This is a genomic window from Streptomyces sp. NPDC001728, from assembly GCF_040297565.1.
In the GTDB taxonomy this organism is placed as follows: Bacteria; Actinomycetota; Actinomycetes; order Streptomycetales; family Streptomycetaceae; genus Streptomyces.
Map to the genome: position 1 here is coordinate 529746 of NZ_JBEOZK010000001.1, position 24532 is coordinate 554277.

At 72.2% G+C, this 24532-nt stretch carries 30 protein-coding genes, 1 tRNA gene and 2 pseudogenes; 10 read left to right on the plus strand and 23 right to left on the minus strand.

The features are described from left to right. Positions 1–118: 118 nt before the first annotated feature. Positions 119–346 carry a hypothetical protein gene (locus tag ABT154_RS02375; protein ID WP_351851771.1) on the plus strand — a complete coding sequence of 76 codons (228 nt, stop codon included), beginning with the start codon at positions 119–121 and terminating at the stop codon, positions 344–346. 132 nt (positions 347–478) lie between these two features. Here the strand turns inward: ABT154_RS02375 and ABT154_RS02380 are convergent, their stop codons facing one another. Further along, on the minus strand, positions 479–1126 hold the full coding sequence (locus ABT154_RS02380; RefSeq protein WP_351852043.1) for a TetR family transcriptional regulator: 648 nt from the start codon (positions 1124–1126) through the stop codon (positions 479–481). Between the two features lie 146 nt (positions 1127–1272). Here ABT154_RS02380 and ABT154_RS02385 point away from each other — a divergent pair, with 146 nt between their 5' ends. The 3 genes from ABT154_RS02385 to ABT154_RS02395 all read left to right on the plus strand — a co-directional run bounded on the left by ABT154_RS02385 (position 1273) and on the right by ABT154_RS02395 (position 3759). Next, positions 1273–2205 (plus strand): oxidoreductase, encoded by a 933-nt coding sequence (locus ABT154_RS02385; RefSeq protein ID WP_351851773.1) that lies wholly within the window; start codon positions 1273–1275, stop codon positions 2203–2205. Positions 2206–2347: 142 nt separating this feature from the next. After that, complete coding sequence (locus ABT154_RS02390) at positions 2348–2920, plus strand: TetR/AcrR family transcriptional regulator (RefSeq protein WP_351851775.1); 573 nt, start codon at positions 2348–2350, stop codon at positions 2918–2920. Next, complete coding sequence (locus tag ABT154_RS02395) at positions 2917–3759, plus strand: alpha/beta fold hydrolase (protein ID WP_351851777.1); 843 nt, start codon at positions 2917–2919, stop codon at positions 3757–3759. The genes ABT154_RS02390 and ABT154_RS02395 overlap by 4 nt, the downstream gene beginning before the upstream one ends. Here ABT154_RS02395 and ABT154_RS02400 read toward each other — a convergent pair. The 9 genes from ABT154_RS02400 to ABT154_RS02440 form a co-directional block, all read right to left on the minus strand. Beyond that, positions 3740–4075: a hypothetical protein gene (locus ABT154_RS02400; protein ID WP_351851779.1), complete on the minus strand. Its 336-nt coding sequence runs from the start codon at positions 4073–4075 to the stop codon at positions 3740–3742. The two genes, ABT154_RS02395 and ABT154_RS02400, sit on opposite strands and share 20 nt — an antisense overlap. A 554-nt stretch (positions 4076–4629) precedes the next feature. Beyond that, positions 4630–5544, minus strand: coding sequence for an RNA polymerase sigma factor SigF (locus ABT154_RS02405; protein WP_351851781.1), 915 nt, complete (start codon positions 5542–5544; stop codon positions 4630–4632). Positions 5545–5779: 235 nt separating this feature from the next. Then, positions 5780–6625 (minus strand): RNA polymerase sigma factor SigF, encoded by an 846-nt coding sequence (locus ABT154_RS02410; protein WP_351851783.1) that lies wholly within the window; start codon positions 6623–6625, stop codon positions 5780–5782. A gap of 223 nt (positions 6626–6848) precedes the next feature. After that, positions 6849–7142 (minus strand): Dabb family protein, encoded by a 294-nt coding sequence (locus tag ABT154_RS02415; RefSeq protein WP_351851785.1) that lies wholly within the window; start codon positions 7140–7142, stop codon positions 6849–6851. Between the two features lie 9 nt (positions 7143–7151). Then, positions 7152–7316 (minus strand): hypothetical protein, encoded by a 165-nt coding sequence (locus ABT154_RS02420; RefSeq protein ID WP_351851786.1) that lies wholly within the window; start codon positions 7314–7316, stop codon positions 7152–7154. A 450-nt stretch (positions 7317–7766) separates the two neighbouring features. Beyond that, positions 7767–7851, minus strand: a tRNA-Ser gene (locus tag ABT154_RS02425). Positions 7852–7906: 55 nt separating this feature from the next. Beyond that, positions 7907–8335, minus strand: a complete 429-nt coding sequence (tadA, locus tag ABT154_RS02430) for a tRNA adenosine(34) deaminase TadA (protein WP_351852046.1) — start codon at positions 8333–8335, stop codon at positions 7907–7909. An 80-nt stretch (positions 8336–8415) separates the two neighbouring features. Then, entirely contained in the window at positions 8416–8949 is a 534-nt protein-coding gene (locus ABT154_RS02435; RefSeq protein ID WP_351851788.1) for a tRNA adenosine deaminase-associated protein, read from the minus strand. A gap of 225 nt (positions 8950–9174) precedes the next feature. Then, the gene (locus tag ABT154_RS02440; protein ID WP_351851791.1) at positions 9175–9384 is read right to left on the minus strand and encodes a hypothetical protein; all 210 of its coding nucleotides are present in this window, start codon (positions 9382–9384) and stop codon (positions 9175–9177) included. Between the two features lie 92 nt (positions 9385–9476). Between ABT154_RS02440 and upp the strand changes: the two genes are divergently transcribed. After that, entirely contained in the window at positions 9477–10112 is a 636-nt protein-coding gene (gene upp / locus ABT154_RS02445; protein WP_317874718.1) for a uracil phosphoribosyltransferase, read from the plus strand. A gap of 123 nt (positions 10113–10235) precedes the next feature. Here the strand turns inward: upp and ABT154_RS02450 are convergent, their stop codons facing one another. Further along, the gene (locus tag ABT154_RS02450) at positions 10236–10865 is read right to left on the minus strand and encodes a LytR C-terminal domain-containing protein (protein ID WP_351851793.1); all 630 of its coding nucleotides are present in this window, start codon (positions 10863–10865) and stop codon (positions 10236–10238) included. Between the two features lie 115 nt (positions 10866–10980). After that, positions 10981–11277: a type II toxin-antitoxin system VapB family antitoxin gene (locus ABT154_RS02455; protein WP_015034993.1), complete on the minus strand. Its 297-nt coding sequence runs from the start codon at positions 11275–11277 to the stop codon at positions 10981–10983. Positions 11278–11374: 97 nt separating this feature from the next. Here ABT154_RS02455 and ABT154_RS02460 point away from each other — a divergent pair, with 97 nt between their 5' ends. After that, positions 11375–12961, plus strand: coding sequence for a helicase HerA-like domain-containing protein (locus ABT154_RS02460; protein ID WP_351851796.1), 1587 nt, complete (start codon positions 11375–11377; stop codon positions 12959–12961). 3 nt (positions 12962–12964) lie between these two features. On the opposite strand, the gene ABT154_RS02465 is transcribed toward ABT154_RS02460, so the two are convergent. From ABT154_RS02465 to ABT154_RS02485, 5 genes are all read right to left on the minus strand, one after another. After that, positions 12965–14518 carry a M28 family metallopeptidase gene (locus ABT154_RS02465; protein ID WP_351851799.1) on the minus strand — a complete coding sequence of 518 codons (1554 nt, stop codon included), beginning with the start codon at positions 14516–14518 and terminating at the stop codon, positions 12965–12967. A gap of 127 nt (positions 14519–14645) precedes the next feature. Next, positions 14646–15254, minus strand: a complete 609-nt coding sequence (locus ABT154_RS02470) for an HhH-GPD-type base excision DNA repair protein (protein ID WP_351851801.1) — start codon at positions 15252–15254, stop codon at positions 14646–14648. Positions 15255–15364: 110 nt separating this feature from the next. Beyond that, positions 15365–16300 (minus strand): prolyl aminopeptidase, encoded by a 936-nt coding sequence (gene pip / locus ABT154_RS02475; RefSeq protein WP_351851804.1) that lies wholly within the window; start codon positions 16298–16300, stop codon positions 15365–15367. A 10-nt stretch (positions 16301–16310) separates the two neighbouring features. Further along, positions 16311–16874, minus strand: coding sequence for an RBBP9/YdeN family alpha/beta hydrolase (locus ABT154_RS02480; protein WP_351851807.1), 564 nt, complete (start codon positions 16872–16874; stop codon positions 16311–16313). Positions 16875–16962: 88 nt separating this feature from the next. After that, on the minus strand, positions 16963–17601 hold the full coding sequence (locus ABT154_RS02485; RefSeq protein ID WP_351851810.1) for a TetR/AcrR family transcriptional regulator: 639 nt from the start codon (positions 17599–17601) through the stop codon (positions 16963–16965). A gap of 282 nt (positions 17602–17883) precedes the next feature. Here ABT154_RS02485 and ABT154_RS02490 point away from each other — a divergent pair, with 282 nt between their 5' ends. Continuing rightward, positions 17884–18621, plus strand: a complete 738-nt coding sequence (locus tag ABT154_RS02490; RefSeq protein ID WP_351851813.1) for a sulfite exporter TauE/SafE family protein — start codon at positions 17884–17886, stop codon at positions 18619–18621. 254 nt (positions 18622–18875) lie between these two features. On the opposite strand, the gene ABT154_RS02495 is transcribed toward ABT154_RS02490, so the two are convergent. Next, complete coding sequence (locus ABT154_RS02495) at positions 18876–19163, minus strand: metal-sensitive transcriptional regulator (protein WP_317879144.1); 288 nt, start codon at positions 19161–19163, stop codon at positions 18876–18878. An 81-nt stretch (positions 19164–19244) separates the two neighbouring features. On the opposite strand from ABT154_RS02495, the gene ABT154_RS02500 reads away from it, so the two are divergent. Continuing rightward, a complete protein-coding gene (locus ABT154_RS02500; protein ID WP_351851815.1) occupies positions 19245–19838 on the plus strand; it encodes a rhodanese-like domain-containing protein in 594 nt (197 codons plus the stop codon). Here the strand turns inward: ABT154_RS02500 and ABT154_RS02505 are convergent. Beyond that, the gene (locus ABT154_RS02505; RefSeq protein WP_351851818.1) at positions 19820–20545 is read right to left on the minus strand and encodes a TetR/AcrR family transcriptional regulator; all 726 of its coding nucleotides are present in this window, start codon (positions 20543–20545) and stop codon (positions 19820–19822) included. The two genes, ABT154_RS02500 and ABT154_RS02505, sit on opposite strands and share 19 nt — an antisense overlap. A gap of 64 nt (positions 20546–20609) precedes the next feature. Here ABT154_RS02505 and ABT154_RS02510 point away from each other — a divergent pair, with 64 nt between their 5' ends. Beyond that, positions 20610–22067 (plus strand): MFS transporter, encoded by a 1458-nt coding sequence (locus ABT154_RS02510; RefSeq protein WP_351851821.1) that lies wholly within the window; start codon positions 20610–20612, stop codon positions 22065–22067. 69 nt (positions 22068–22136) lie between these two features. On the opposite strand, the gene ABT154_RS02515 is transcribed toward ABT154_RS02510, so the two are convergent. Together ABT154_RS02515 and ABT154_RS02520 are read right to left on the minus strand one after the other, a co-directional pair. Continuing rightward, a complete protein-coding gene (locus tag ABT154_RS02515; protein ID WP_351851823.1) occupies positions 22137–22553 on the minus strand; it encodes a YciI family protein in 417 nt (138 codons plus the stop codon). 344 nt (positions 22554–22897) lie between these two features. Next, positions 22898–23039, minus strand: a pseudogene (locus ABT154_RS02520) (aldo/keto reductase); the annotation flags it as partial. Here ABT154_RS02520 and ABT154_RS02525 point away from each other — a divergent pair. Further along, positions 23035–23361 (plus strand): annotated as a pseudogene (locus tag ABT154_RS02525) (integrase core domain-containing protein); the annotation flags it as partial. The pseudogenes ABT154_RS02520 and ABT154_RS02525 sit on opposite strands and share 5 nt — an antisense overlap. On the opposite strand, the gene ABT154_RS02530 reads toward ABT154_RS02525, so the two are convergent. Beyond that, positions 23358–24209, minus strand: a complete 852-nt coding sequence (locus ABT154_RS02530; protein ID WP_351851826.1) for an alpha/beta fold hydrolase — start codon at positions 24207–24209, stop codon at positions 23358–23360. The pseudogene ABT154_RS02525 and the gene ABT154_RS02530 sit on opposite strands and share 4 nt — an antisense overlap. Positions 24210–24265: 56 nt before the next feature. Beyond that, positions 24266–24475, minus strand: coding sequence for a DUF4287 domain-containing protein (locus ABT154_RS02535; RefSeq protein WP_351851828.1), 210 nt, complete (start codon positions 24473–24475; stop codon positions 24266–24268). Between the last annotated feature and the right edge of the window lie 57 nt (positions 24476–24532).

The following is a 24532-nucleotide window of genomic DNA, read 5'->3' on the forward strand; positions in this document are numbered from 1 at the left end:
TCAAACAGCGCTAAAGAATAGGTAAAGGCGGGCGCGTCGGGCGGGCTCCGGCCTCCCGTGCGGGGCCGGGGGGACGGGGCTTGGGCCCGCCACCCGTATTTCGCTAGGGTCCTGACTCATGGCACACAACCCCCAAGCACCGTACGGCCAGGGCCAGGGCCCCGAGGGCTCCTTCGACCCCGCCGGCAACACCCAGATGTTCCGCGCCTTCGTCGACGAGGGGGCTCCGCAGCGGCAGCAGCCGCAGGCCGTGGCCACCTCGGGCGGCCCGAAGGTCGGTCTGATCGTGGGCGTGGTCGCCGTCATCGTCGTCCTGGCGGCCGTCGCCTGGCTGGCCCTGGGCTGACCGCCCGTCCGCTCCCGAACGAGGGGTGGGCCGGATCCGCGCCGAGCGGACCCGGCCCACCCTTCTTTCTTCTCGGGTACGTCTACGGGGCCGCCGAGGCCATCTCTCTACGGGGCCGCCGTGGCCCTGCGTCTACCGCGCCGCCGGGTCCAGGGCCGGCGCGAGCACCGCGAAGGCCTCCGCGATCAGCGCGCCGGGGTCCTCCGTACTCTCCGCGTCCTCGCCGTCGCTCCACCGGTGCAGTACGGCGTCGAACGCGGCCAGCGCCATGCCCGCCGCCAGCCGGGGGCGAAGGTCGGCCCGGGGGTCGCGTCCCAGGCGTTCCCCCAGCTCCGCCGTCAGTTCCTCGCGCCAGCGCGCCTGGTGCTCCAGGAAGCGGGCGAGCAGCGCGGGCGTCCGCAGGATCAGCCGGACCACCGGCAGGGCGCGCTCGGCGTGGTCCCCGCAGGCGGTGAGGGGGACGGAGACCGCGTGCAGGAGCGCCTCGGAGGGGTGCTCCCCGGCGGGCCGGGCGGCGAGCCCGGCGCGCATGTCGGCGCCCATCCCGGCGAGGAACTGGACGACCACGTCCTCCTTGGACGCGAAGTACCGGAAGAAGGTCCGCTTGGAGACCCCGGCGGTGGTCGCGATCTCGTCGACGGTGACCGCGTCGAACCCCTTGAGGGCGAGCAGCTGGAGGGCCGCCTCGGTCAGCTCGGTCGCGACCAGCTGACGCTTGCGCTGGGCCAGGCTCGCGGGAACGGCGACGGGACCGGAGGTGGAGCCGGTGGTGGGACCGATGCCGGTGCCGGTGTCCGGGACAGGGCCGCTTTCGGCGGCAGGGCCGTTTTCGGGGCGGGTGTTCACGCGGGAATGGTACGCGGTGTCCCGCGCGGCACCAAGTAGCGTGCTTGACACTCGGTGACACGAGCGGCAACGTGTGCCGCATGACCAAGAAGCAGCGCTGGACCGCCGACCGGATCCCGGACCAGACCGGGCGGCTCTTCCTCGTCACCGGGGCCAACAGCGGCCTCGGCCTCGCCACCACCCGGGAGCTCGCCCTCCGGGGCGGGCGGGTGATCCTCGCCGTACGGGACGAGGAGAAGGGCCGCCGGGCCGTCGAGCGGCTCGCGGCGGAAGGAGTCGCGCCGGACCTCCTCGCCGTACGCCCGCTGGACCTCGCGGACCTCGACTCGGTACGCGCCTTCGCCGGCCGGGTGCGCGAGGAGCACCCGCGCCTCGACGTCCTCATCAACAACGCGGGCGTGATGGCGCCGCCCCGCACCCTGAGCCCCCAGGGCCACGAGCTCCAGTTCGCCACCAACCACCTCGGCCACTTCGCGCTCACCGGGCTGCTGCTCGATCTGCTCGCCGCCGGACGGGACCCCCGGGTGGTCACGGTCAGCTCGATCAACCACCGGCAGGGAAGCCTCCGCTTCGACGACCTGACCGGTGAGCACGGCTACGGACCCATGGCCTTCTACAACCAGTCCAAGTTCGCGAACGCCGTCTTCGGCCAGGAGCTGCACCGCCGTCTGACCGCGGCCGGCAGCCCGGTCCGTGGCGTGCTCGCGCACCCCGGCTACACCGCGACCCGGCTCCAGACCCGGGACAGCTCCGGCCTCGCCAAGCTGGTCCTCGGCCGCATCGGCAACCCGCTGCTCGCCCAGCGCCCGGAGCGGGGCGCGCTGCCGCAGCTGTACGCGGCGACGGAACCGGACCTCGCGGGCGGCGGGTTCATCGGCCCGGACGGCCCGGGGGAGCTGCGCGGCACCCCGACCCGCGTCCGTCTCTCGGACGCGGCGGCCGACCCCGCGACGGGCCGCCGGCTGTGGGAGCTCTCGGAGGGGCTGACCGGGGTCCGCTTCCCCGGCCGCTGAGCCGCCCGGGGGCGGGTACCGGCCGCCTCCACCGATTCCCCGGGTCACGGCCCGGCGGAAATTCCCGGCGCACTCGAACCTAGGGCCGCTAGGTTTCTGCCTAGGTGCTCCAGGAATTCGGCGATCAGGAAGAGGGAACCCCGTGGTGCGTGCGGGAATCACCGTCGGCGGGCTGGTGCGGGCCGCCGCCGAGATGGCGGACGAGAGCGGCCTCGACCAGGTCACCGTCTCGGCGCTGGCCCGGCGCTTCGGGGTCAAGGACGCGAGTCTCTACTCGCACATCAGGAACCTGCGGGACCTGCGGGTGCGGCTCGCGCTCCTCGCCTCCGGCGAGATGAACGAGGCGATCGGGGCCGCCGTCGCCGGCCGGTCCGGCAAGGCGGCGCTCATCGCCTTCGCCGACGCCTACCGCGACTACGCCCTCGCCCACCCCGGGCGGTACGCGGCCACCCAGCAGCGGATCGACCCGGCGGAGGTCGCCGACACCGCCGTCTTCCTGCGGGCCGTCGAACTCACCCACGGCATGCTGCGCGGCTACGGCCTCGAAGAGCCCGGCCTCACCGACGCCGGACGACTGCTCCGGAGCGCCTTCCACGGCTACATCCACATCGAACTGAGTGGTGGCTTCGCGCACTCCAGGCCGGTCGCCGCGTCCTGGGCGCGCTCGCTCGACGCCCTCCACGACATTCTGGACTCCTGGGGGAATCCTTCATGAACCACGGAACGCTGCCCGTCCCCGGCGCCACCCTGCGGTACGAGACGCGCGGCAGCGGCCCCGTCCTGCTGCTGATCCCCGGCGGCGCCGGGGACGCGGGGCTCTTCGTGGGGATGGCGGACCTGCTCGCCTCCGCCGGCCACACCGTGGTCTCGTACGACCCGCGCGGTCTCTCCCGCAGCCCGCTCGACGGGCCGCCCGCCGACCAGTCGGTCGAGGAGTGGAGCGAGGACGCCGCCCGCCTCCTCGACCTGCTCGCGCCGGACCAGGAGGCGTACGTCTTCGGCAGCAGCTCCGGCGCGATCGTGGCGCTCGACCTGCTCGCCCGCCACCCCGGGCGGCTGCGGCGGGTCGTCGCCCACGAGCCGCCCCTCCTCGGGCTGCTGGCCGAACCGGCCCCGCACCAGGCGCTCTTCGCCGAGGTGCGCGAGCTGGCCCGGACGGCCGGGGTCGGCCCCGCGACGGCCCGGTTCGCCGAAGGCCTCGGCGGCGGGGGCGGGCCCACCGACGAGGAGCGTCACCGTGAGTCGACCGAACTTCCCCCGAGCATCAGGGAGATGGCCGGGCGGATGACCGCCAACATGCCGTTCTTCCTGGAGCACATGCTGTGCCCCTTCTCCTCCTCCACCCCCGGGACCGACGGGCTGCGGGCCGCCGCCGGCAAGCTGGTCCTGGGCGTCGGCGAGATGTCCGCCGGTCAGGAGCCGCTGGTCGGACCGGCCACGCGGCTGGCCGAGCTGACCGGCGTCGGCACGACGGAGTTCCCGGGCGGGCATCTGGGCTGCACGGAGCACCCGGCGGAGTTCGCGGAGGCGCTGCTCACCGCCCTGCGGCGGTGACGGCCCGGGTGTCGATCCGCATCCCCAGCGGCACCCGCCAGGAGTCCACGCACACGGTGTACGTCTCCGTACGCGCCGCCCCGGCGGCGATCGGCGCGGGCAGCGGCTGCGTGGAGGTGAGCGTGGCCCAGTCGACGCCGAGGGCGCCGATGACATGGGTGGCGAAGGTGACCGTGCCCGAACGGGCCGCCGTGTCCCCGCTGTTCCGGATGGTGACGGTGACCCGCTCGCACCAGCGCTGGTCCCCGTCGGCGAGGACGGGCGCGGAGACGCTGAGCAGGGCGGGCCCGGGGGCGGGGGTGGGGCTGGGCGGCACGGGCGTGCCGGTGCCGGGCGCGGGCGGGGAGGGCGGCGTCGAGGGCGTACGGGGAGGGGTGCTGGCACCGGGACGCGGGGACGTGGTCCCGGTGCCGCCACCAGAGCCCGTACCCGTATCCGTACCCGTACCCGAGCCGGACCCCGAGCCGGACCCCGTACCGGAGCCCCCGCCCGTGGACGAATCACCCGCGTCCGGGGCCGCGCCCGCACCGGACCCCGACCCCGAGCCCGCACCGGACCCTGATCCCGACCCTGATCCCGGCCCCGTGCCGGCCCCAGCCCCCGCCTCCGGCGAAGGTGACGACGTGCTGGAGGTGTCCCCGCTCGACGTCGGCCCGTCCAGGGGGATCAGTGTGACCGCGCCCGAGGGGGCGGTCGCGCCGCCGGGGGAGGGGCCGGCGCCGACCGCCGCGTACCCCTCGCCGTCTCCTCCGCCACAGGCGGTCAGCGCCCCGCCGAGGCAGAGCGCCACCGCCACGAGTACCGGCTTCCTTCGCCTCATGCCTTCCAGTTTGACTGACGGACCGTCAACTGGGCAGGTTTTTGGGGAAGTCAGTCGCCGATGAGGCCATCGCGCAGCTGGGCGAGGGTACGGGTGAGCAGCCGGGAGACGTGCATCTGGGAGATGCCGACCTCCTCGCCGATCTGCGACTGGGTCATGTTGGCGAAGAAGCGCAGCATGATGATCTGCCGCTCGCGGGGCGGCAGTTTGGCGAGCAGCGGCTTGAGCGACTCGCGGTACTCGACGCCTTCGAGCGCCGTGTCCTCGTAGCCGAGGCGGTCCGCGAGCGAGCCCTCGCCGCCGTCGTCCTCGGTCGAGGGGGAGTCGAGGGAGGAGGCGGTGTACGCGTTGCCGACGGCGAGGCCGTCGACGACGTCCTCCTCCGACACCCCGAGCACGGCCGCGAGTTCGGGAACGGTGGGGGAGCGGTCGAGCTTCTGGGCGAGCTCGTCGCTGGCCTTGGTGAGGGCGAGACGCAGTTCCTGGAGCCGGCGCGGGACCCGCACCGACCAGGAGGTGTCGCGGAAGAAGCGCTTGATCTCGCCGACGACGGTCGGCATGGCGAAGGTCGGGAACTCCACGCCGCGTTCGCAGTCGAAGCGGTCGATCGCCTTGATCAGGCCGATGGTGCCGACCTGGACGATGTCCTCCATCGGCTCGTTGCGCGAGCGGAAGCGGGCCGCCGCGTACCGCACGAGCGGCAGGTTGAGCTCGATGAGGGTGTCGCGGACGTAGGTCCGCTCCGGGCTGTCCGCGGCGACGCCCTCGGTGTCGAGGGCGCGCAGCCTCAGGAAGAGGGAGCGGGAGAGGGTGCGGGTGTCGAGGGCTCCGGACGTGACGACCATCGGCGGCGGCGCGGTCGTGGCCGTCCCCGTGCTGTCGGTCGCGGCCGGCGCCGTCGTCTGCGTGGGCACGGGAACGGGCGTGAGCGTGAGCACCTTCGAGCTGCCCAGTTCTGTGGACATGCCACCCCCTTGAGGTCGCGGACGGTCGCGGTGGCCGCGACCATCTGAGGAACGCAGCTTCCACCTGAATACCGGCGGCGGGGCTGCGGCAAACTCGGTTCCAGCAGAATGTCACATGTCGGCAACACGCTGTAGTGACTTGTCGACAAGGCAACGGTGCATATCCGCAGGAAACAAGGGGTGTGCGGCATTTGGGGTGCCGCAGAACTGCTCCGAACCGGTCTACCCGTTCCGGTTACGCCTCGATTCTGTTTGCGGATCTCAAACGCGCGAAGCTCCGGGCGAGGAGCCTTGACACATGCATCTGGGAGACGCCGAGTTCCTGGCTGATCTGAGACTGGGTCAGGTTGCTGTAGTAGCGCAGCATCAGGATCCGCTGCTCCCGCTCGGGCAGCTGGACGAGCAGGTGTCGAACCAGGTCGCGGTGCTCGACGCCGGCCAGCGCGGGGTCCTCGTAGCCGAGCCGGTCGAGCAGTCCGGGCAGCCCGTCGCCCTCCTGCGCGGCCTCCAGGGAGGTGGCGTGGTACGAGCGGCCGGCCTCGATGCAGGCGAGCACCTCGTCCTCGCCGATGCGCAGCCGCTCGGCGATCTCGGCGGTCGTGGGGGAGCGCCCGTGGGCGGTCGTCAGGTCTTCGGTGGCGCCGTTCACCTGCACCCACAGCTCGTGCAGCCGGCGCGGCACGTGCACGGTGCGGACGTTGTCGCGGAAGTACCGCTTGATCTCCCCGACGACGGTCGGCATGGCGAAGGTGGGGAACTGGACGCCCCGGTCGGGGTCGAAGCGGTCGATGGCGTTGATCAGGCCGATGGTGCCGACCTGGACGACGTCCTCCATCGGCTCGTTGCGCGAGCGGAAGCGGGCCGCCGCGTACCGCACGAGCGGCAGGTTGGCCTCGATCAGGGCCCCGCGCACCCGGTGGTGCTCCGCAGTGCCCGGTTCCAGGTTCTTGAGCTGCCCGAAGAGCACCTGGGTGAGGGCGCGGGTGTCGGCGCCGCGGGTGCTCTGGGGGCGGGGGCGAGGGGTCTCCGCGCCGCCTGCCTCGTGCTGGGGCGGGACCTGAGGCGCTGCACTGGCCGGCACGTTCACGCCACCCCTTTGGCTGGTCTTGCTGGTCGATTGGGTCAACTACGGTCAACTCATCCATCAAAAGCGGTCATAGCATCACAAGACATGTCCACTGTGTGCAAGCACCGCATAGCGACGTGTTGAGGGCATGTTGACGGAAAAAGGGGAGGTCACGCACGGAAAAGCCCCCCGCCGCGACGGCAGGGGGCCCGGTCGGCGTCCTGGGGACGCCCGTGGTCTAGAACGCGTAGTCCGCGATCACCCAGGTGGCGAACTCGCGCCACTGGGCTACACCCGCCTGGTGCGCGGGGTGGTCCAGGTAGCGCTGGAGCGCGTCGGTGTCCTCGACGGCCGAGTTGATGGCGAAGTCGTACGCGATCGGCCGGTCGGTGATGTTCCAGTCGCACTCCCAGAAGCGCAGCTCCGGGATCTGGCCGCCGAGCGCGCGGAACGCCTCGACACCGGCGACGACACGGGGCTCGTCCCGAGAGACGCCGTCGTCGAGCTTGAAGAGGACCAGATGGCGGATCACGAAGGGCTCCTAGTTGATGAGTTCGGTCATGAACTCGCCGACACCCTGTGCGGCGCTGGCTATGCCCTCGAACCCTACTCCCACGAGGGCGGCGGCCCTCTGTGGGGAGTTGATGATCGTGTACAGCACAAAGACCGCGACCGCGTACAGCACGACCTTCTTCGCTTGCGCCATGTGCCCGCTCCCCTGTTCCCCCGCCCGTACGACCGCGCCAGCCTAACCGAGGCTTTATGGACCAAGGACCCTGAGACCGAGGCCTTTTGCCGCCCCCCGGAAGGGTGACGGCAGAGCAGTATGGATGTCGAGCCCGGAGGATCTGGCAGGAATCCGAAGGGCTCCTGGAACCGGCCCGCACTGCGGGGTCCGCGCCGCGAGCTTCCCCCCTGACTGCGGCGCAGGACTTGTCGGGCCCGGTTCTCATCGGGGGGAGCGGCTTGTCCCCCCGATGCCGCTCCCCCCGTCCTAGGGCCTGTCTTTCGGACGATGCCCCAGCCCCCGTCCCCACGGAGAAGGCCCCGGACGCCGCCGAGCGCGACCGGGGCCTTTCGCGTGCGTGCACCGACCGGACGTGCCGGGGATACGCCGAAGGGCCCGGTGCTGATGCACCAGGCCCTTCGATCGAAGCGGTAGCGGAGGGATTTGAACCCTCGGTGAGTTTCCCCACACTCGCTTTCGAGGCGAGCTCCTTCGGCCGCTCGGACACGCTACCGAGAGAGAGCTTAGCCGAAACTCGGGCTGCGATGAAATCCGTATCCCGCGGCAGGTCAGCGGTCGCGGAAGAAGGCCGTGAGCTGCTCGGCGCACTCCTCGCCCAGCACGCCCTGGATCACCTCGGGACGGTGGTTCAGCCGCCGGTCCCGTACGAGGTCCCAGAGCGACCCGGCCGCCCCCGCCTTCTCGTCCACGGCGCCGAACACCACCCGCTCGACCCGCGACTGGACGAGGGCGCCCGCGCACATCACGCACGGCTCCAGGGTCACGACCAGCGTGCACCCCGTCAGGCGCCACTCCCCGGTCGCCGCCGCCGCCCGCCGGAGCGCGAGCACCTCTGCGTGCGCGGTGGGGTCGCCGGCCGCCTCGCGCTCGTTGTGGCCGCGGGCGATCACCGTGCCGTCGGGGCCGAGCACGACGGCACCGACCGGTACGTCACCGGCCGGCGCGGCCATGTCGGCCTCGGCGAGGGCGAGCCGCATGGCGTTCCGCCAGGGGTCCCTCACGGGATCGCGATCGGGATCGGGACCGGGGTCGGATGCGGTGGGTACGGCACGTGCCACTAGCGCACGGCCTCCAGGACCTCGGCGGCCCCCAGCGCGTCCGCGATCTCCGCGAGCGCGTCACTGTCGAGCGCCAGCAGGTCGGCGGTGGACATGCCGAGGTCCGCGAGGATCAGCCGGTCGCCGACGGGAGCGGCCGGCACCGCCTCGGCGGCGACCCCCGTCGTCTCGTCGTCGTCCGAGTCGCCGTCGAGCGGCTCCCCGTCCTCCGTGCCGTCCAGGTCCAGCGACTCCAGTTCGTCGACGAGGGCGTCGACGTCGTCGCCGAGGATCTCCCGGGTGAGGATCTCCCCGTACGAGGAACGGGCGGCGGCGGCGCCGTCCGAGACGTAGATACGAGGGTCTTCCTCACCCTCGATCCGTACGATCCCGAACCACGCGTCCTCCTGCTCGATGAAGACGATCACCGTGTCGTCGTCCGAGGCCTCGCGGGCGAGCTCGGTCAGATCCGACAGGGTCTCCACGTCGTCGAGCTCCGTGTCGCTCGCTTCCCACCCGTCTTCGGTGCGCGCGAGCAGTGCGGCGAAGTACACCTGACTCTCTCCCACTGATCAGAGGTGTGACGATCCGGCGGTGCGCTCCATGCCCCGCCCAATCGGCATCGTGACAGAAACGACGCTCTCAGGAGAGGTCTTCGGCTCTTGCGTCGTGCATCAGTCTGAACGACCCCGCGATCGGGCGGGCGTGCGACCCCGGCGCACGCAGGGGGCGCACGGCCGGGACCGGCCGTGGTCCGCCGCCGTGTCGCCGCGGGGCCCTCACCAGCGGAAGGTCCGCATGCGCATGGCCTGGCGCATCCGGGCGGCCCGCGCGCGTCTCGGCTGTACGCGCTCGCGCAGCGCCTTCGCCTCGCCCAGTTCGCGGAGGAACTGGGCGCGGCGCCTGCGGCGCTCCGCGTCCGTCTCCGATGCCGGCTTCCGGGCCGCCCTCTCGGCGGCGTCCTCGGCCGGTTCTTCCAGGTCGGGCATCGGCCACTCCACCCCATCGCTGGGTCCCCGTGCTCCCACCTTCCCCCAGTGGCGTGGGTCGACGCCAGTGCGCGGCGGGCTACTGTTGAGCCATGCGTCTCCACGTCGTCGACCACCCCCTGGTCGCCCACAAGCTCACCACCCTGCGCGACAAGCGCACGGACTCCGCGACCTTCCGCCGTCTGGCCGACGAGCTGGTCACCCTGCTCGCCTACGAGGCCACCAGGGACGTCCGGACCGAGCAGGTCGACATCGAGACCCCCGTCACCCCGACCACCGGCGTGAAGCTGTCGTACCCGCGTCCGCTGGTGGTGCCGATCCTGCGCGCCGGGCTCGGCATGCTCGACGGCATGGTCCGGCTGCTGCCGACCGCCGAGGTCGGCTTCCTCGGCATGATCCGCAACGAGGAGACGCTGGAGGCGTCGACCTACGCCTCGCGGATGCCGGAGGACCTCTCGGGCCGCCAGGTGTACGTCCTGGACCCGATGCTGGCGACCGGCGGCACGCTGGTCGCGGCGATCCAGGAGCTGATCAGGCGCGGCGCCGACGACGTGACCGCCGTGGTGCTCCTCGCCGCCCCGGAGGGCGTCGAGGTGATGGAGCGGGAGCTCGCGGGCACCCCCGTCACCGTCGTGACGGCCTCGGTCGACGAGCGCCTCAACGAGAACGGCTACATCGTCCCGGGCCTGGGCGACGCGGGCGACCGCATGTACGGCTCCGCCGAGTAGGGGACGGCCGGCTCCGCCGAGTAGGGGACGGCCGGCTCCGCCGAGTAGGGGACGGCCGGCTCCGCCGAGTAGGGAACGGCCGGCTCCGCCGAGTAGGGAACGGCCGGCTCGGCGGAGTAGGTACTAGCACTTCCCGGTCGGTGCGGGCGCGGGCTTGGTCAGGGCGACCAGGGCCGCGTCCGCCGTCGTTTTCGGGGCCAGGTTCTTGAAGGCGGTCCCGATGATCAGGTCCACGTCCGCCGTGGCCCGGGTGTCCGTCCTGGTCGTGGCGCCCTTGAGCTGGGTGCCGAGGACCGGGAAGGCGCCCTTGGTGGCGGTCGTGGCACCGAGCAGCAGACCCGCGCCGGTGACCTTCTTGTCGTACGCGGTGGGCGCGTTGCCCACCTTGCCGATCTTGAAGCCGCGCTTCTTGAGCTCGTCCGCGGTCGTCTTGGCGAGACCGCTGCGCGGGGTCGCGTTGTAGACGTTGACCGTGATCTGGGCGGGCTTGGGGAGCGCTGCGGCGGGCGCGGTGGTGGCCTGGGCGGCGGGTTTGCAGTCGGACTGCCTCCCGGCTGTCGTCTTCTTGCCCTCGTCGCCGGAGAAGACGTCGACGAGCTGGAGCGTGCCCCAGCCGGCCGCGCCGAGCACGACCACGGCGGCGGTGGCCGCGAGGATGATCCTGCGCCGGCGGTGGGGGCGCCGCATCCGGGGATAGACATCCCCCGTGATGCGGTACTTTCCGCCCATTCCGGGGGGAGTGAGCATGCTCATGAACGCAGCGTAGTGCCGCCCGTCGGCGATGCCTACTTGATGATCATGTGATCGCGTCCGGATGGGGGCGAACTGACCCCGAAAGGGTCAGCGGGAGCGGCCGAGAGGCGCCGGCTCAGTCCATTTCCAGGACGCGGGCGTGCAGCACCTGGCGCTGCTGGAGCGCCGCGCGGACCGCGCGGTGCAGTCCGTCCTCGAGGTAGAGATCGCCCTGCCACTTCACGACGTGCGCGAAGAGGTCGCCGTAGAAGGTGGAGTCCTCGGCGAGCAGCGTCTCGAGGTCCAGCTGGCCCTTGGTGGTGACCAGCTGGTCGAGGCGGACCGGGCGCGGCGCGACGTCCGCCCACTGCCGGGTGCTTTCCCGGCCGTGGTCGGGATACGGCTTTCCGTTTCCGATGCGCTTGAAGATCACACGGAAAGCCTACCGGGCGAGCGGCTACCGGCGCAGCCACGCGAGGGCAGTGGGATGCTGGTGCAAAACGTGACAAGACCGAAATCGGGGTCCCCTCATGAGCGTCAGTGAGCAGCCGCCGGCCGCCGAGATCGCCGCCGAGATCGCCGCCGGGTACGCCTTCGAGGGCGCGGCACTCGATCTGGGGGCCCTGCTCTGGGACGGCGTCTGTCACCCGGACGCGCCGATCCGGATCCCGCTGCCCGTCCTCAACCGGCACGGTCTGGTCGCCGGCGCGACCGGCACCGGCAAGACGAAGACGCTCCAGCTGATCGCCGAGCAGCTCTCGGCGCACGGCGTGCCCGTCTTCCTCGCCGACATCAAGGGCGACGTCTCCGGCATCTCGGCCCCCGGCGCCGACGGGGAGAAGGTCAGGGAGCGGGCCGGCCAGGTCGGGCAGGAGTGGCGGTCGACCCGATTCCCCTGCGAGTTCTACGGACTCGGCGGCACCGGCCCCGGCATCCCGGTGCGCGCCACGGTGACCAGCTTCGGCCCCGTCCTGCTCTCCAAGGTGCTCCAGCTCAACCAGACGCAGGAGCAGTCGCTCGGCCTGATCTTCCACTACGCCGACGCCAAGGGCCTTGAGCTGGTGGACCTCAAGGACCTGCGGGCGGTGGTGGCCTTCCTGGTCTCGGACACCGGCAAGGCCGAGCTGAAGGGGATCGGCGGGCTCTCGACGGTGACGGCGGGGGTGATCCTGCGGTCGCTCACGGCCTTCGAACAGCAGGGCGCCGGCGGCTTCTTCGGGGAGCCGGAGTTCGACACGGGAGAGCTTCTGCGGACGGCGCCGGACGGGCGCGGGATCGTCTCGGTCCTTGAGCTGCCGGCCGTGCAGGACAAGCCGCAGCTGTTCTCGACCTTCCTGATGTGGATGCTGGCGGACCTCTACAACGATCTGCCGGAGGTCGGCGACCTGGACAAGCCGAAGCTGGTCTTCTTCTTCGACGAGGCCCATCTGCTGTTCAGCGGGGCCTCGAAGGCGTTCCTGGAGTCGATCACCCAGACGGTCCGGCTGATCCGCTCGAAGGGCATCGGCGTCTTCTTCGTGACGCAGACGCCGAAGGACGTACCCGGGGACGTGCTCGCCCAGCTGGGCAACCGGGTGCAGCACGCGCTGCGCGCCTTCACCCCGGACGACGCGAAGGCGCTGAAGGCGACCGTGCGGACCTTCCCGAACTCGCCGTACGACCTGGAGGAGGTGCTGACCGGGCTCGGTACGGGCGAGGCGGTGGTCACCGTACTGAGCGAGCGGGGGGCGCCGACACCGGTGGCGGCGACCCGGCTGCGGGCGCCGGAGTCGCTGATGGGTCCGGTCGACGCGGCGGCCCTGGAGGCGGCGGTGAAGGCCTCGCCGCTCTACGGGCGGTACGCGGAGGCGGTGGACCGGGAGTCGGCGTACGAGAAGCTGACGGCCGAGCAGCACGCGGCGGAGTCGGCGGCGCTGGAGGCCGCTGCCGCCGCGGCGGCGGAGAAGGCCGCGAAGGCGGCCGGGAAGCCGGGAGCGAGGGCTCCGAAGCCGGAACCCTCGCTCGCCGAACAGGTGGTGGGCAGCGGGATGTTCAAGTCCCTCGCGCGGTCGATCGGAACCCAGCTGGGCCGGGAGATCAGCCGCTCGCTCTTCGGGACCGCCCGCCGCGGGCGCTAGGGCCTACTCCGTGACCTGGTCGTGGTCGGCGTGCAGGCCGCCGTCGCTGCCCGCGTCGCCGGTGGTCGGGACCGAGACGACCGGCTTGCGCAGCGAGGAGATGTCGTGGGCGTAGGTGCCCACGGCGTTGGCGATGACCTTGATGTTCGCGTCGAAGGCCGTCATGTTGACGTTCTTCAGGTCGTCGCCCTTGGCGTGGTAGTTCACGTCGTACGCGACACCCGCCTCGCCGCCGAACAGGGCGGCCTGCGCGGCGGTCTTGATGCCCTCGGCGCCGGTGAAGGTGCCGCCGGAGGGGATGCCGACCTCGATGAACGGGCCGTAGTCGGAGCGGCCGTCGAAGTCGGTGCCCGCGTGCGGGAGTCCGCGCTTGTCCATGAAGTCGGTGATGTCCCGCTCCAGCTGGGCCGAGCCCTCCGGCCCCGCGCCCTCGCCGACGTTGTCGGAGTTGTCGCCGTCGTAGACGAACAGGCCGTAGTTCGGCGAGGCGATCATGTCGAAGTTGAGGTAGAGCTTGATCTCGCTCTTGTCGAGCGCGGTCAGGTTGTTGACGTAGTGCTCGGAGCCGAGGAGGCCGTTCTCCTCGGCCGACCACCAGGCGAAGCGGACCTTGTTGCGGACCTTGTCCTTCGACTTGGCGAGTTCCAGGGCGGTCTGGAGGAGACCGGCGGAGCCCGAGCCGTTGTCGTTGATGCCGGGGCCCGCGGTGACGGAGTCCAGGTGCGAGCCGAGCATGACGGTGTTGGCGGCGTTGCCGCCCTTGGTCTCCGCGAGGACGTTGTTGGTGGTGCGCTTCTCCTGGAACTCGCGGATCTCCAGCGACAGCGAGACCGGACCCGCGGCGGCGTCGGCGGCGAGCTGGGTGCCCTGCGCCAGGCTGAGACCACCGGTCGGGATCTTGCCCGAGGCCACGTCGCCGAGGGTGCCGGAGAGCGCGCCCTCGACGTTGTTGTAGACGACGGCGGCGACGGCACCGGCCGCGGCGGCGTTCTGCTGCTTGATCGCGAAGGAGCAGGCGCCGCGCTTGATCAGCGCGATCTTGCCCGTGTAGGTGCCGGTGGCGAAGTCCGACGGCTGGCAGCCGGTCGAGCCGTCGGCGTCGACGGGGACGGCCGCGAGGGCCGCGGTGACGCCGCCGACCGGGGTGGACCGGGTGTACGTCATCGCCTTGACGTCGAGGGCCCGCGGGGCGGGGGAGACGACGGAGGCCTTCTCGGCGAGCGTCTGCGTGTACCAGAAGTCGAACTTCTCGTACGAGACCTCGTAGCCGGCCTTCTTGAGCTGCGTGTAGACGTACGCGGCCGAGGCGTCGTGGCCGAGCGTGCCGGCCGCGCGGTTGCCGCCGGCCGAGTCGGCTATCGCCTGGAACTTCTGCAGGTGCGTGAAGGCGTCCTTGGCGGTGGTTTCGCGGACCAGCTTCTTCGCCAGCTTGGCGGCGTCGCGGGCGGGCGCGGCGGCGGGGTCCTGCCCCGCGGTGGCGGGGGAGGCGAGGACCAGCGGGGTGGCGAGTGCGGCGGCGGCGAGAACGGCCGCGGCCCGGCGCTGGGTTGCGTTCACAGAAGTCCTTCCCGTTACGGACGAGGTTGAGGGGAAGCTAGCGATCTGCGGGGCCTTCTGTGAACACCTTCTCCACAATTCCTGTCGCATTGAGCAGGATTGACATGTGGAGTTGATAATTCCCTGCCTATTTGGGTGCCTTGGCGGCCTTCGCGGCCTTCGCCGCCGCCTTCATCTCCTGCTTGTGGGCCCGTACCTTCGCGAGCGACTCCGGGCCCGTGATGTCGGCGGCCGAGCGGTGGGACCCCTGCTCGCCGTACGGGCCCGCCGCCTCCCGCCAGCCCTTCGGCCGGACCCCGTACTGCTTGCCCAGCAGGGCGAGGAAGATCTGCGCCTTCTGCTTGCCGAACCCGGGCAGTGCTTCGAGCCGGGCGAGCAGTTCCTTCCCGGTCGCCGCGTCCGACCAGACGGCCTCGGCATCGCCCCCGTACTGCTCGACGAGGAACCGGCACAGCTGTTGCACCCGCTGGGCCATCGAACCCGGGTAGCGGTGCACGGCCGGCTTCTCGGAGAGCAGCGCGGCGAACTCCTCCGGCTCCCGGGAGGCGATCTCGTGCGCGTCGAGGTCGTCAGCGCCGAGCCGCGAGGCGATCGTGTACGGCCCCGAGAACGCCCACTCCATCGGGACCTGCTGGTCGAGCAGCATGCCGACGAGCGCGGCGAGCGGGGACCGGCCGAGCAGCGCGTCGGCTTCGGGCTGCTGGGCGAGGTGGATCTCGGGGGGCTGGGGACTCATGCACCGATCATCACGTGTGCGCGTGACGGCCGCCCGGTGGATTCACCCCTTCGCGAACCGTCCGTCCCTTCGAGAACCCTCGGGTCCGCCCCTCCGCGATCCGGTCGGGTTCATTCCTTCGCGAACCGGTCCAGGGCGCTCAGGATCAGGTTCCGGGTCTCGTCGCCGCCCAGGTGCCCGGCGTTCTCGACCACGTGCAGCTCGGCGTCCGGCCACGCGCGGGACAGCTCCCAGGCCGTGGAGAGCGGCCCGCCCATGTCGATCCGGCCGTGGACCAGCACACCGGGGATGCCGGCCAGCCGGTGGGCGTCACGGATCAGCGCGCCCTCCTCCAGGAACGCGCCGTGCGCGAAGTAGTGCGAGCAGATCCGGACGAAGCCGAGCCGGGCGTCGTCGACGCGGTCGGTGTACGGGGTGCCCATGCCCTCCATCGAGAGCACCGCGTCCTCCCAGGCGCACCAGTCGGCCGCCGCCTTCTCCCGTACGGCGAGGTCGGGGTGGTTCATCAGCTCGGCGTACGCCCCCACGAGGTCGGCGGCCCCCTCGACCCCGGCCCGGAAGCGCTCGTGGGCCTCCGGGAAGAAGCGCCGGACTCCCTCGTACAGCCAGGCCGTCTCGGAGCGGCGGGTGGTCGTCACGGCCGCGATCACGATCGCCGACACCCGCTCGGGATACGCCTCCGCGTACGCCAGGATCAGCGTGGAGCCCCAGGAGCCGCCGTACAGCAGCCACTTCTCGATCCCGAGGTGCCGGCGCAGCAGTTCCATGTCCGCGACCAGGTGCGCGGTGGTGTTCATGGACATGTCGGCGGCCGGGTCGCTCGCGTGCGGCGTGGAGCGCCCACAGCCGCGCTGGTCGAAGAGGACGACCCGGTACGCCGCCGGGTCGAAGAGCCGACGGCTGCGCGGGGAGGAGCCGGAGCCGGGCCCGCCGTGGACGACGAGCGCGGCCCGGCCCTCCGGGTTGCCGGAGACCTCCCAGTGGATGAGGTTGCCGTCGCCCACGTCGAGCAGGCCCTGGTCGTACGGTGCGGTCTCGGGGTGCATCCGGCCGACCCTACCGGCCCTCGATCCGCACCGCCGGTTCCTCGCACCAGGCGAGGAGCGAGGCCCAATCCCCGTATCCCGAATCAGGGTTGAGGTGCTTCCCGCCCGGCACGTGGTCCATGTCGAGCCCGAGCGGAAGGCCGTAGTGCAGGTCGGCGCCCTCGGGGCAGTACGGGTCCCCGTCCCCGTACACCAGGCGCGCCGTCCCGAGCCCCCGCTCGGCGAGGTCGAGCCCGTCGGCGAAGGCGGCGATCGGCGGGATCGAGGCGGTCACCGGCGGCGAGGGCGGGGCGACGAGCAGCACCCGGTCGGCGTCCGGCCGGCGCTTCCCGGCGCGCAGCCAGAGCAGTACGGACAGGCTGTGCGCGAGAACCACGAACTCCCCCTCGGCGGGCCGCTTCCCGTACTCCTCCAGGGCCGCGAGCCAGTCGGCGAGCACGGGCGCGTCGGGCTCGGGGAGCTGCGGGTAGCGCACCTCGTGCCCGCGCGCCCGCAGCTCCCCGGCGAGCCAGTGCTGCCAGTGGCCGGGTGGACGGTGGTTCTCGTAGCCGTGCAGGATCAGATACGTGGTCATGGCAGGATCCTGCGACCGGCGGGCGTCCCGGGTCCACCGTCGTCCACCAGACGGTCGCCCGTGGCCGCACGGCTCGCGGCGCTTCGGCTCAGGCGCGGAGGCGGAGGAGTTCGCGCAGGCCCGTCTTCAGGTGGTCCGCCGACAGTTCGCGTTCGACCGTCAGATGGTGCATGACGTCCGGTGAGAACGGTGCGAGCAGCAGGTGCGCGAGGAGCGCGCTGTCGGCCTCGGGCCTGAGGCGGCCGATGAGCAGGGCCACATGGGTGTGCATCAGCCCGTACGCGCCGCCGTGGTAGCGGGCGCGGGGCGCGGCGGAGTGGGCGGCGAGCAGGATCTCGCGCTGCTCGCCGACCCGGTCGACGAGGGCGTCGAGGAAGGCGTCGAGCCGTTCGTCGGCGGGGACGCCGGGACCGAGCGGCGGCGGGCCGCTCATGTACGCCTGCTGGAACTGCCGCTCGCGGTCGTCGAGGAGGGCCCACAGAAGCTGGGTGACGTCACCGAAGCGGCGGTAGACGGTGCCGACGCCGATGCCGCTGGCGTGGGCGACCTGGTTCATGGTGACGGCGTCGGGGCCCTCCTCGGCGACGATCCGGGCGGCGGCGTCGAGGATCTTGCGGCGGTTGCGGGCGGCGTCGGCGCGCTCGGGGGCGGGGGTCCCGACGGTGGGCAGCAAGGTGGGCGTCACCGCCGCCGGCGTGCCTCCGGCCCGCTGGTTCTCGGTGCTCATCTGTCGGCTCCTCTGCCGGTCGTGCGCGCCCCGTCTCCCCCTGTCCCGGCCGCTTCCTGTCGCTCGTGCTCCCGAGCATACCTGGCGGTTCCTGGAAGCGGATAATGATCCGTTTACGCCCTCCCGGGTAGCCTCCCGGATGCCCGCCCAAATACCCCTGGGGGTACATCTGTTAGGGTCGTTGGCATCACCATGTATACCCCTGGGGGTAAGTTCGACCCTCCCTCCGGATTCCGAAAGGGGCAGGCCCGTGCCGCTCACCGACCCACCTCGGCCCGTCCGATGGTGATCGCCCTCGCGGCCGGCGCCGTCGTCGGGCTCGCGCTCGGGGCGCTCGGCGGCGGCGGCAGTGTCCTCGCCGTCCCGGTCCTGATCTACCTGCTCGGCTTCAGCCCGCCCTCCGCCGCCACCGCCAGCCTCCTGATCGTCCTCGCGACCTCCGCGACCGCGCTCTACGGCCACGCCAAGGACGGGAACGTCCGCTGGAGGACCGGGGCGCTCTTCGCGGCGGCGGGACTCGTCCCGGCGGCGCTCGGCGGCCTCCTCGCGACCCGGCTCCCGGAGGCACTGCTCACCGCCGGGTTCGCGGCGGTGGCGGGGATCGCGGCGGTACGGATGCTCAGGCCCGCGTCCGGCGCCGAGGGCGTCCGCAGGTCGGCTCCCGCCGTCGCGGGCGCCGGCGCCGGGCTCGGCGCGGTCACCGGGGTCCTCGGGGTGGGCGGCGGCTTCCTCACCGTGCCGGCGCTCGTGCAGGTCGTGGGCCTGCGGATGCGTACGGCGGTGGGGACGAGCCTGCTGGTCGTCGCCGCGAACGCGCTGGCCGCGCTGCTGGCCAGGGCGGGCACGGCGGACGCCCTGGACTGGGCGGTGATCGCCCCCTTCGCGGGGGCGGCGATCCTCGGCGCCTGGGACGGCCGGCGCCTCGCGTCGAAGGTCTCGGGCGACACCCTGCGCCGGATCTTCGGTGTGGTGCTGCTGGGGGTGGCGGGGCTGATGCTGCTGGACGCGGTGGTGTTCTGAGCGCCGATGCCCAAGCCCATGCCCCGGCACACGCCGATGCCCAAGCCCATGCCCAAGCCCATGCCCATGCCCATGTCCACGGCCAAGCCCATGCCCATGCCCATGCCCAAGCCCATGCCCATGTCCATGCCCACGGCCATGTCCATGCCCACGGCCATGCCCAAGCCCATGTCCATGCCCATGCCCACGGCCATGCCCGCGCCCATGCCCACGGCGCCGGCCGGGCGCGTACCCGCCCCGCGCCCCGCCCCGGCCTACGCCAGCGACAGGAAGAGCTTCTCCAGGCGGGCGCGCATCGCGTCGCGGTCCTCGCCGTTCCTGCGGCCGTCCTCGACGTCCGTCAGGCACTGCTGGAGCCCGGTCGCGATGATCGCGAACCCGGCCCGGTCGAGGGCGCGGGAGGCGGCGGCCAGCTGGGTCACGACCTCCTCGCAGTCCCGGCCCTCCTCGATCATCCGGATCACGCCGGAGATCTGTCCCTGAGCACGGCGGAGCCTGTTCAGCACCGCCTTCAGCTCCGCACCCGCGAGATCCAGTTCCACAGCCACTCCTCCACAGATACCCCAGGGGGTAATTTACTCCCCAGCACGGGGCCCCGTCGAAGACCAAGGATGACACCTGCCATGAACGCACCCCTCCTGCTCGACCCCGACCAGGCCCGCACCCGGCTGGCCGGCCTGACCGTCGTCGACGTGCGCACGCCCGGCGAGTACGCCTCCGGCCATGTGCCCGGCGCCGTCAACGTCCCGCTCGACCGGCTCGCCCGCGCCGTCCCCGCACTCCGGGAGGCGGCGGCGCGCGGCGGAGTGCTGGTCGTCTGCCAGTCGGGCAACCGCTCGGCCAGGGCCTGCGCGCAGCTCGCGGCGGAAGGCGTGAGCGCGTACGACCTCGACGGCGGTACGAGCGGCTGGGCGGCGCGCGGTCACGGCCTGGACCGTCCGGCGGGCGCCCCGGCGAAGCCGGTGTGGGCGATGGACCGCCAGGTGCGGCTGGTCGCGGGCTCGCTGGTGCTGCTCGGCCTGGTGCTCGGGGTGCTGATACACCCGGCGTTCCAGCTGCTCTCGGCGGGCGTCGCGGGCGGCCTCGTCTTCTCGGCGCTCACCAACACCTGCGGCATGGCGCTGATGCTCGGCAAGCTCCCGTACAACCGGGGAAGCGCGTGCGCGGTCGACATGGACGCGACGCTGGCCCGGCTGCGTCAGGGGGCGGGGGAGTAACGCCGGAGGAACATCTCCACCCCGTCGACGAGCAGCCGCTCGCCCAGCCCGTCGGCCAGCTCGGTCCCGTACTGCTCGAACACCATCTGCGGGAAGACGAGCAGCGAGTAGAGCTGGAGGACGGCGACCTCCAGGTCGGGGATGTCGAGGAGGTTCCGGTCGGCGAGGGCGCGCAGGGCCTCCGCGACGGCGGGGTGGTGCCCGGCGGGGCCGTGTGCGCGCCAGGCGCGGCCCAGTTCGGGGAAGCGGTGGAGTTCGGTGGCGACGAGGGTGCGCAGGGCGCGGCCCTCGTCGTCGGCGCGTACGGCGCGGCTCCAGGCGCGGCCGGCCTCGGTGAGGGCGGCGCGCAGCTCCTCGGGGCCGTCGGCGGCGACGAGCCGGGCGAGGTCCGGGGTGTCCTCGGCGCGCCCGTCGCCCGTGCGTCCGGCACCGGACAGGGGCTCGTCGACGGCGCCGGTGACCACGGCGGTGAAGAGGGCTTCCTTGCTGCCGAAGTGGTTGTAGACGGTCACCTTGGAGACGCCGGCCTCGGCGGCGATGGCGTCCATGCCGACGCCGAAGCCCTCGCGGAGGAAGAGGTCGCGGGCTGCCCGCAGGACGGCCTGCCGCTTGCGGGCGGCGCGGGGGCCGGAGGGGCCGGGAGGAGTGGCCGAACCGGCGGGACCGGCGGAGCCGGAAGGACCGGCAGCGCCGGAGGGGACGTCCATGGGTCCACCCTACCAACTGAACTGTACTCTTGAGTTCAACTGTACTGTGCCGTACAGTTCAGTTATGCCCACCGACTCCGCCGTACCCACCCCTGCCCGGACACACCCCGACCCCGACCCGCGCCGCTGGACGGCCCTGGCGCTGATCTGCGCGGCGCAGTTCATGCTGATCCTCGACGTGACCGTGGTGAACGTGGCCCTGCCGGCCGTCGCGGCCGACCTGGGCCTCGGGCGTACGGCCCTGACCTGGGTCGTCACCACGTACACCCTCTGCTTCGGCGGACTGATGCTGCTCGGCGGCCGGCTCGCGGACGCCCTCGGTGCCCGCCGGGTCCTCCTCGCCGGGCTGGCCCTCTTCACGGCCGCGTCCCTGACCTGCGGCCTCGCGCCGAACGCCGATGTCCTGCTCGCGGGCCGCGCGGCCCAGGGCGTCGGCGCCGCACTCCTCTCCCCGGCGGCACTGGCACTGGTCACCACGATGTTCCGGGGCGCGGAACGCCCGAAGGCGCTGGGCGTCTGGGCGGCCATCGGCGGTACGGGATCGGCGGTGGGAGTGCTGCTTGGCGGCGCGCTGACAGCGGGCCCGGGATGGCCCTGGATCTTCTACGTGAACGTCCCGGTCGGCCTGGCGCTGCTGATCGCGCTCCCGAAGGCCGTACGAACGACGGCACCGCCCCTGCCCACGGGGAAGCGGACCGGAACCGGCGGCCTGGACATCCCCGGCGCCCTCCTCGTCACCACCGCGACCGGTGCGCTCGTCTACGGCCTGGTCCGGGCGGGGGACTCCGGCTGGACGGCGGCGGCGACCCTGCTCCCGCTGCTCGGCGCGCTCGCGCTCTACGGCGCCTTCGCGGCGGCGGAACGACGGACCCGGGCCCCGTTGATGGACCTGCGGATGCTCACCCTGCGACCGGTGGTCGCGGGCTCGCTCCTGATGCTGGTCGCGACGGCTCTGCTGATCTCGTTCTTCTTCCTGGGCTCGCTGCGGCTCCAGTACGTCCACGGCCTCGACGCGTTCCGCACCGGCCTCCTGTTCCTGCCGGTGGCCCTGGCGACGGCGATCGGCGCCCACCTGGGCTCCCGCCTGGTCATGACGGCGGGCCCACGCGCCTGCGCGGCCGGCGGCATGGCGGTCGCGGCCCTGGGCTGCCTGCCACTGGCCGTACTGGACCCCGAGTCGGGCCCGTGGACCACGGTCCTGCCGGCCCTGGCGACGGCGGCGTTCGGCCTGGGCGCGGTCTTCGTGACGGCGACGACGACGGCCCTGGGCCTGATCACCCCGCATGAGGCGGGCCTCGCCTCCGGCATCGTGAACACCTTCCACGAACTGGGCGGCTCCCTGGGCGTGGCGATCGCCTCCACCCTGGCCCTGACCACGACACCCCCCACCCCGTCAGGCTTCACCAGGGCCTTCACGGCCTGCGCCCTGACAGCAGCGCTCACAGCCCTGACAGCCCTGACCCTGACCCCCCGATCCCACCCCCACACCCGATCGGGCCCGCACGGACACGGGATCCACTGACCAACCACCCCTCAGGCGCGGGCCGGCCCCGCCGGCCCGCGCTCCGGTGTCCGTCGCCGGTCGCCGCGCTCAGTCCTGGCTCGGGCCGGTTTCGTCGATCGGGCGGATGACCACCGGGTATTCCGGGGCGCCGGGCGGCTGCGGGCAGCGGGCCACTTGGGCGGCGATCTCCGTCACGCGGTCCAGGGAGGCGCAGTCGAGGATCCAGAAGCCGGCGATGACCTCCTTGGTCTCCGCGTACGGGCCGTCCGTGACGACCGGCTTGCCGTCGCCGTCCACCGCCACGAAGCGGGTCGTGGCCGGGGCGGTCAGGCCCTGCGCGTCGAGCATCTCGCCGGAGGCCACCAGCTCCTCGCTGATCCCGTTCATGTGGTCGAACATCGCCTTGAGGTCCGACTTGGTCCAGGCGGGACTGTTCGCGGTGGGACGGCCCACCATCGCCTCGTAGTCGGCATCCGAGCCCTGCACCATCACCAGGTACTTCATGACGTCCTCCTCGTTTCCCGCTTCGCGCTTCTCGCTCCCGGCTTCTTGCCGGTCACTGCCTTTCGCAGGACAGTCGGAGCCGCCCGCCCGTTCTCGACACCGCGCGGGCACCGGCCCAAAAAACGGGAGAAATCACCCGGCCGCACCATGATTCCGGTGTGAACGCCTTCACCTTCTCCGCCGCCTTCATCACCTTCTTCTCCGTCGTCGGCCCCCCCCGAAGGTCCTCCTCTCCTTCGCCGGCCTCGCCCAGGTCCACCCCGTCGGGCAGCTTCGCACCATCGCCCATTGAGCGGGAGGGGAGGATCGGCTCGGCTGGGCCCGGCCCGGCTTCCGACCGGACCGCCGGTCGATCCGGTCGGTGCCGAGCCGCCGGAGGCTGTCCTCGACGGCCCGGACGATCCAACGGCGGGAACTGCCACCCCGGTTGGGGCCTTCGCCGCCGACGGGGAAGTACACCTTGGTGGCGAGTACGGTGTCGTCGCGGGCCGGGATCACCGTCCAGCGGGTCCTGACCGACAACGGCGCCTGCTACAAGTCACACCTCTGGCGCAACTCCCTTGCAACACAAGGCATTTCACACGAGCGCACCCGCCCTTACCGGCCGCAGACGAACGGGAAGGTGGAGCGGTTCAACCGGACCCTGCTGGAGGAGTGGACCTACGTAAAGCTCTACCGAACCGAGGCCGAGCGACGGGACGCCTACCCGCAGTGGCCGCACACCTACAATCACCACCGCGGACACACCGCGCTCAAGGGCCGACCACCCGCCAGCCGCGTCCCCAACCTCACAGGGCAGTACAGCTAGGGCTCGGACGGCGCGAGGTCCCCGAGAAGTCCGACGATCAGCCGGTGCAGGGTGGTGGGCTGTTCGAGGTGTACGTCGTGCCCGGTGGCGGGCAGGCTCGCGCCGCGCAGACCGGGCTGGAGCCGCACCATCTCCGCGTACTCGGCGCCGCCGATGATCCCGCCCTGCTCGCCCTGCCCGAGGACGGCGAGGGTGGGGCAGGTGATGGCCGCCCACTCGTCCCAGAACGCGCGGGTGGAGATCTCGTCGAGGGACCGCACCATGACGCCGGGGTCGAAACGCGGCCAGAGCCCGTCGGCGCGTTCCTCGAGCCCGCCAGCCCAGCCGTCCCCTACGGGTTGCTTCCCGCCGCCGAGGTAGGCGGCGGCCACCTCCAGGGAGGGGAAGGGCACCGGCCAGGCGGCCAGCCAGCCGCCGATCTGCTCCTGTACGCCGGGGTTGCCGCCGCCAGGCCCGGCTTCGACGAGAACGAGGGCGCGCAGCAGCTCGGGATGGGCGGCGGCGGTGAGAAGGGCGGTGCTGCCGCCGAGCGACTGCCCGACCAACAGGGGCCTTTCCAGCCCGAGTTCCTCGATGACGGCGAGGGTGTCGGCGACGTAGGCGGCGCGCGTGACATCGCCGGGGTGCCGCTCGCTGGCCCCGTGCCCGCGCTGGTCGAGAGCGACGACCCGATGGCCGGAATCGCGCAGCAGCCGGGCGGTGGCGTCCCATTCGCCGGCGTGCCCGGCGAGCCCGTGAAGCAGGAGTACGTCAGTGCCGGAGCCGCCCCAGTCGCGCGCGGAGAGCCGTACCCCTTCCCGTATGACGAACCGTTCTGACCAGGGGGAAGGGGCGGAGGAATGAGTCACCCCTCCATGATCCCTTACGGGTCGGGAAGCCGATCGGCGCGCACGTCGCAGGAGGGCTACTTGCCCTCGGCGAGGGTGTGGGCGACGAGAGCGTTGGCGTGCCCGTGGCCCAGCCCGTGCTCGGCCTTGAGCCAGGAGACGAGCTCCAGGTGCTTGGTGAGCGGCGAGGAACGGATGAGCTCCTGCCACTCGGAGACCGGGCGCCCGTACTTCTTCTCGATGGAGGGGAAGTAGCTGGCGGGGCCCTTGACGACGTTCTCGGCCATGGTCATCTCCTCGGTGATCAGTAACTGTGCGACTGAGGGTATGACCGGGGCCGAAGG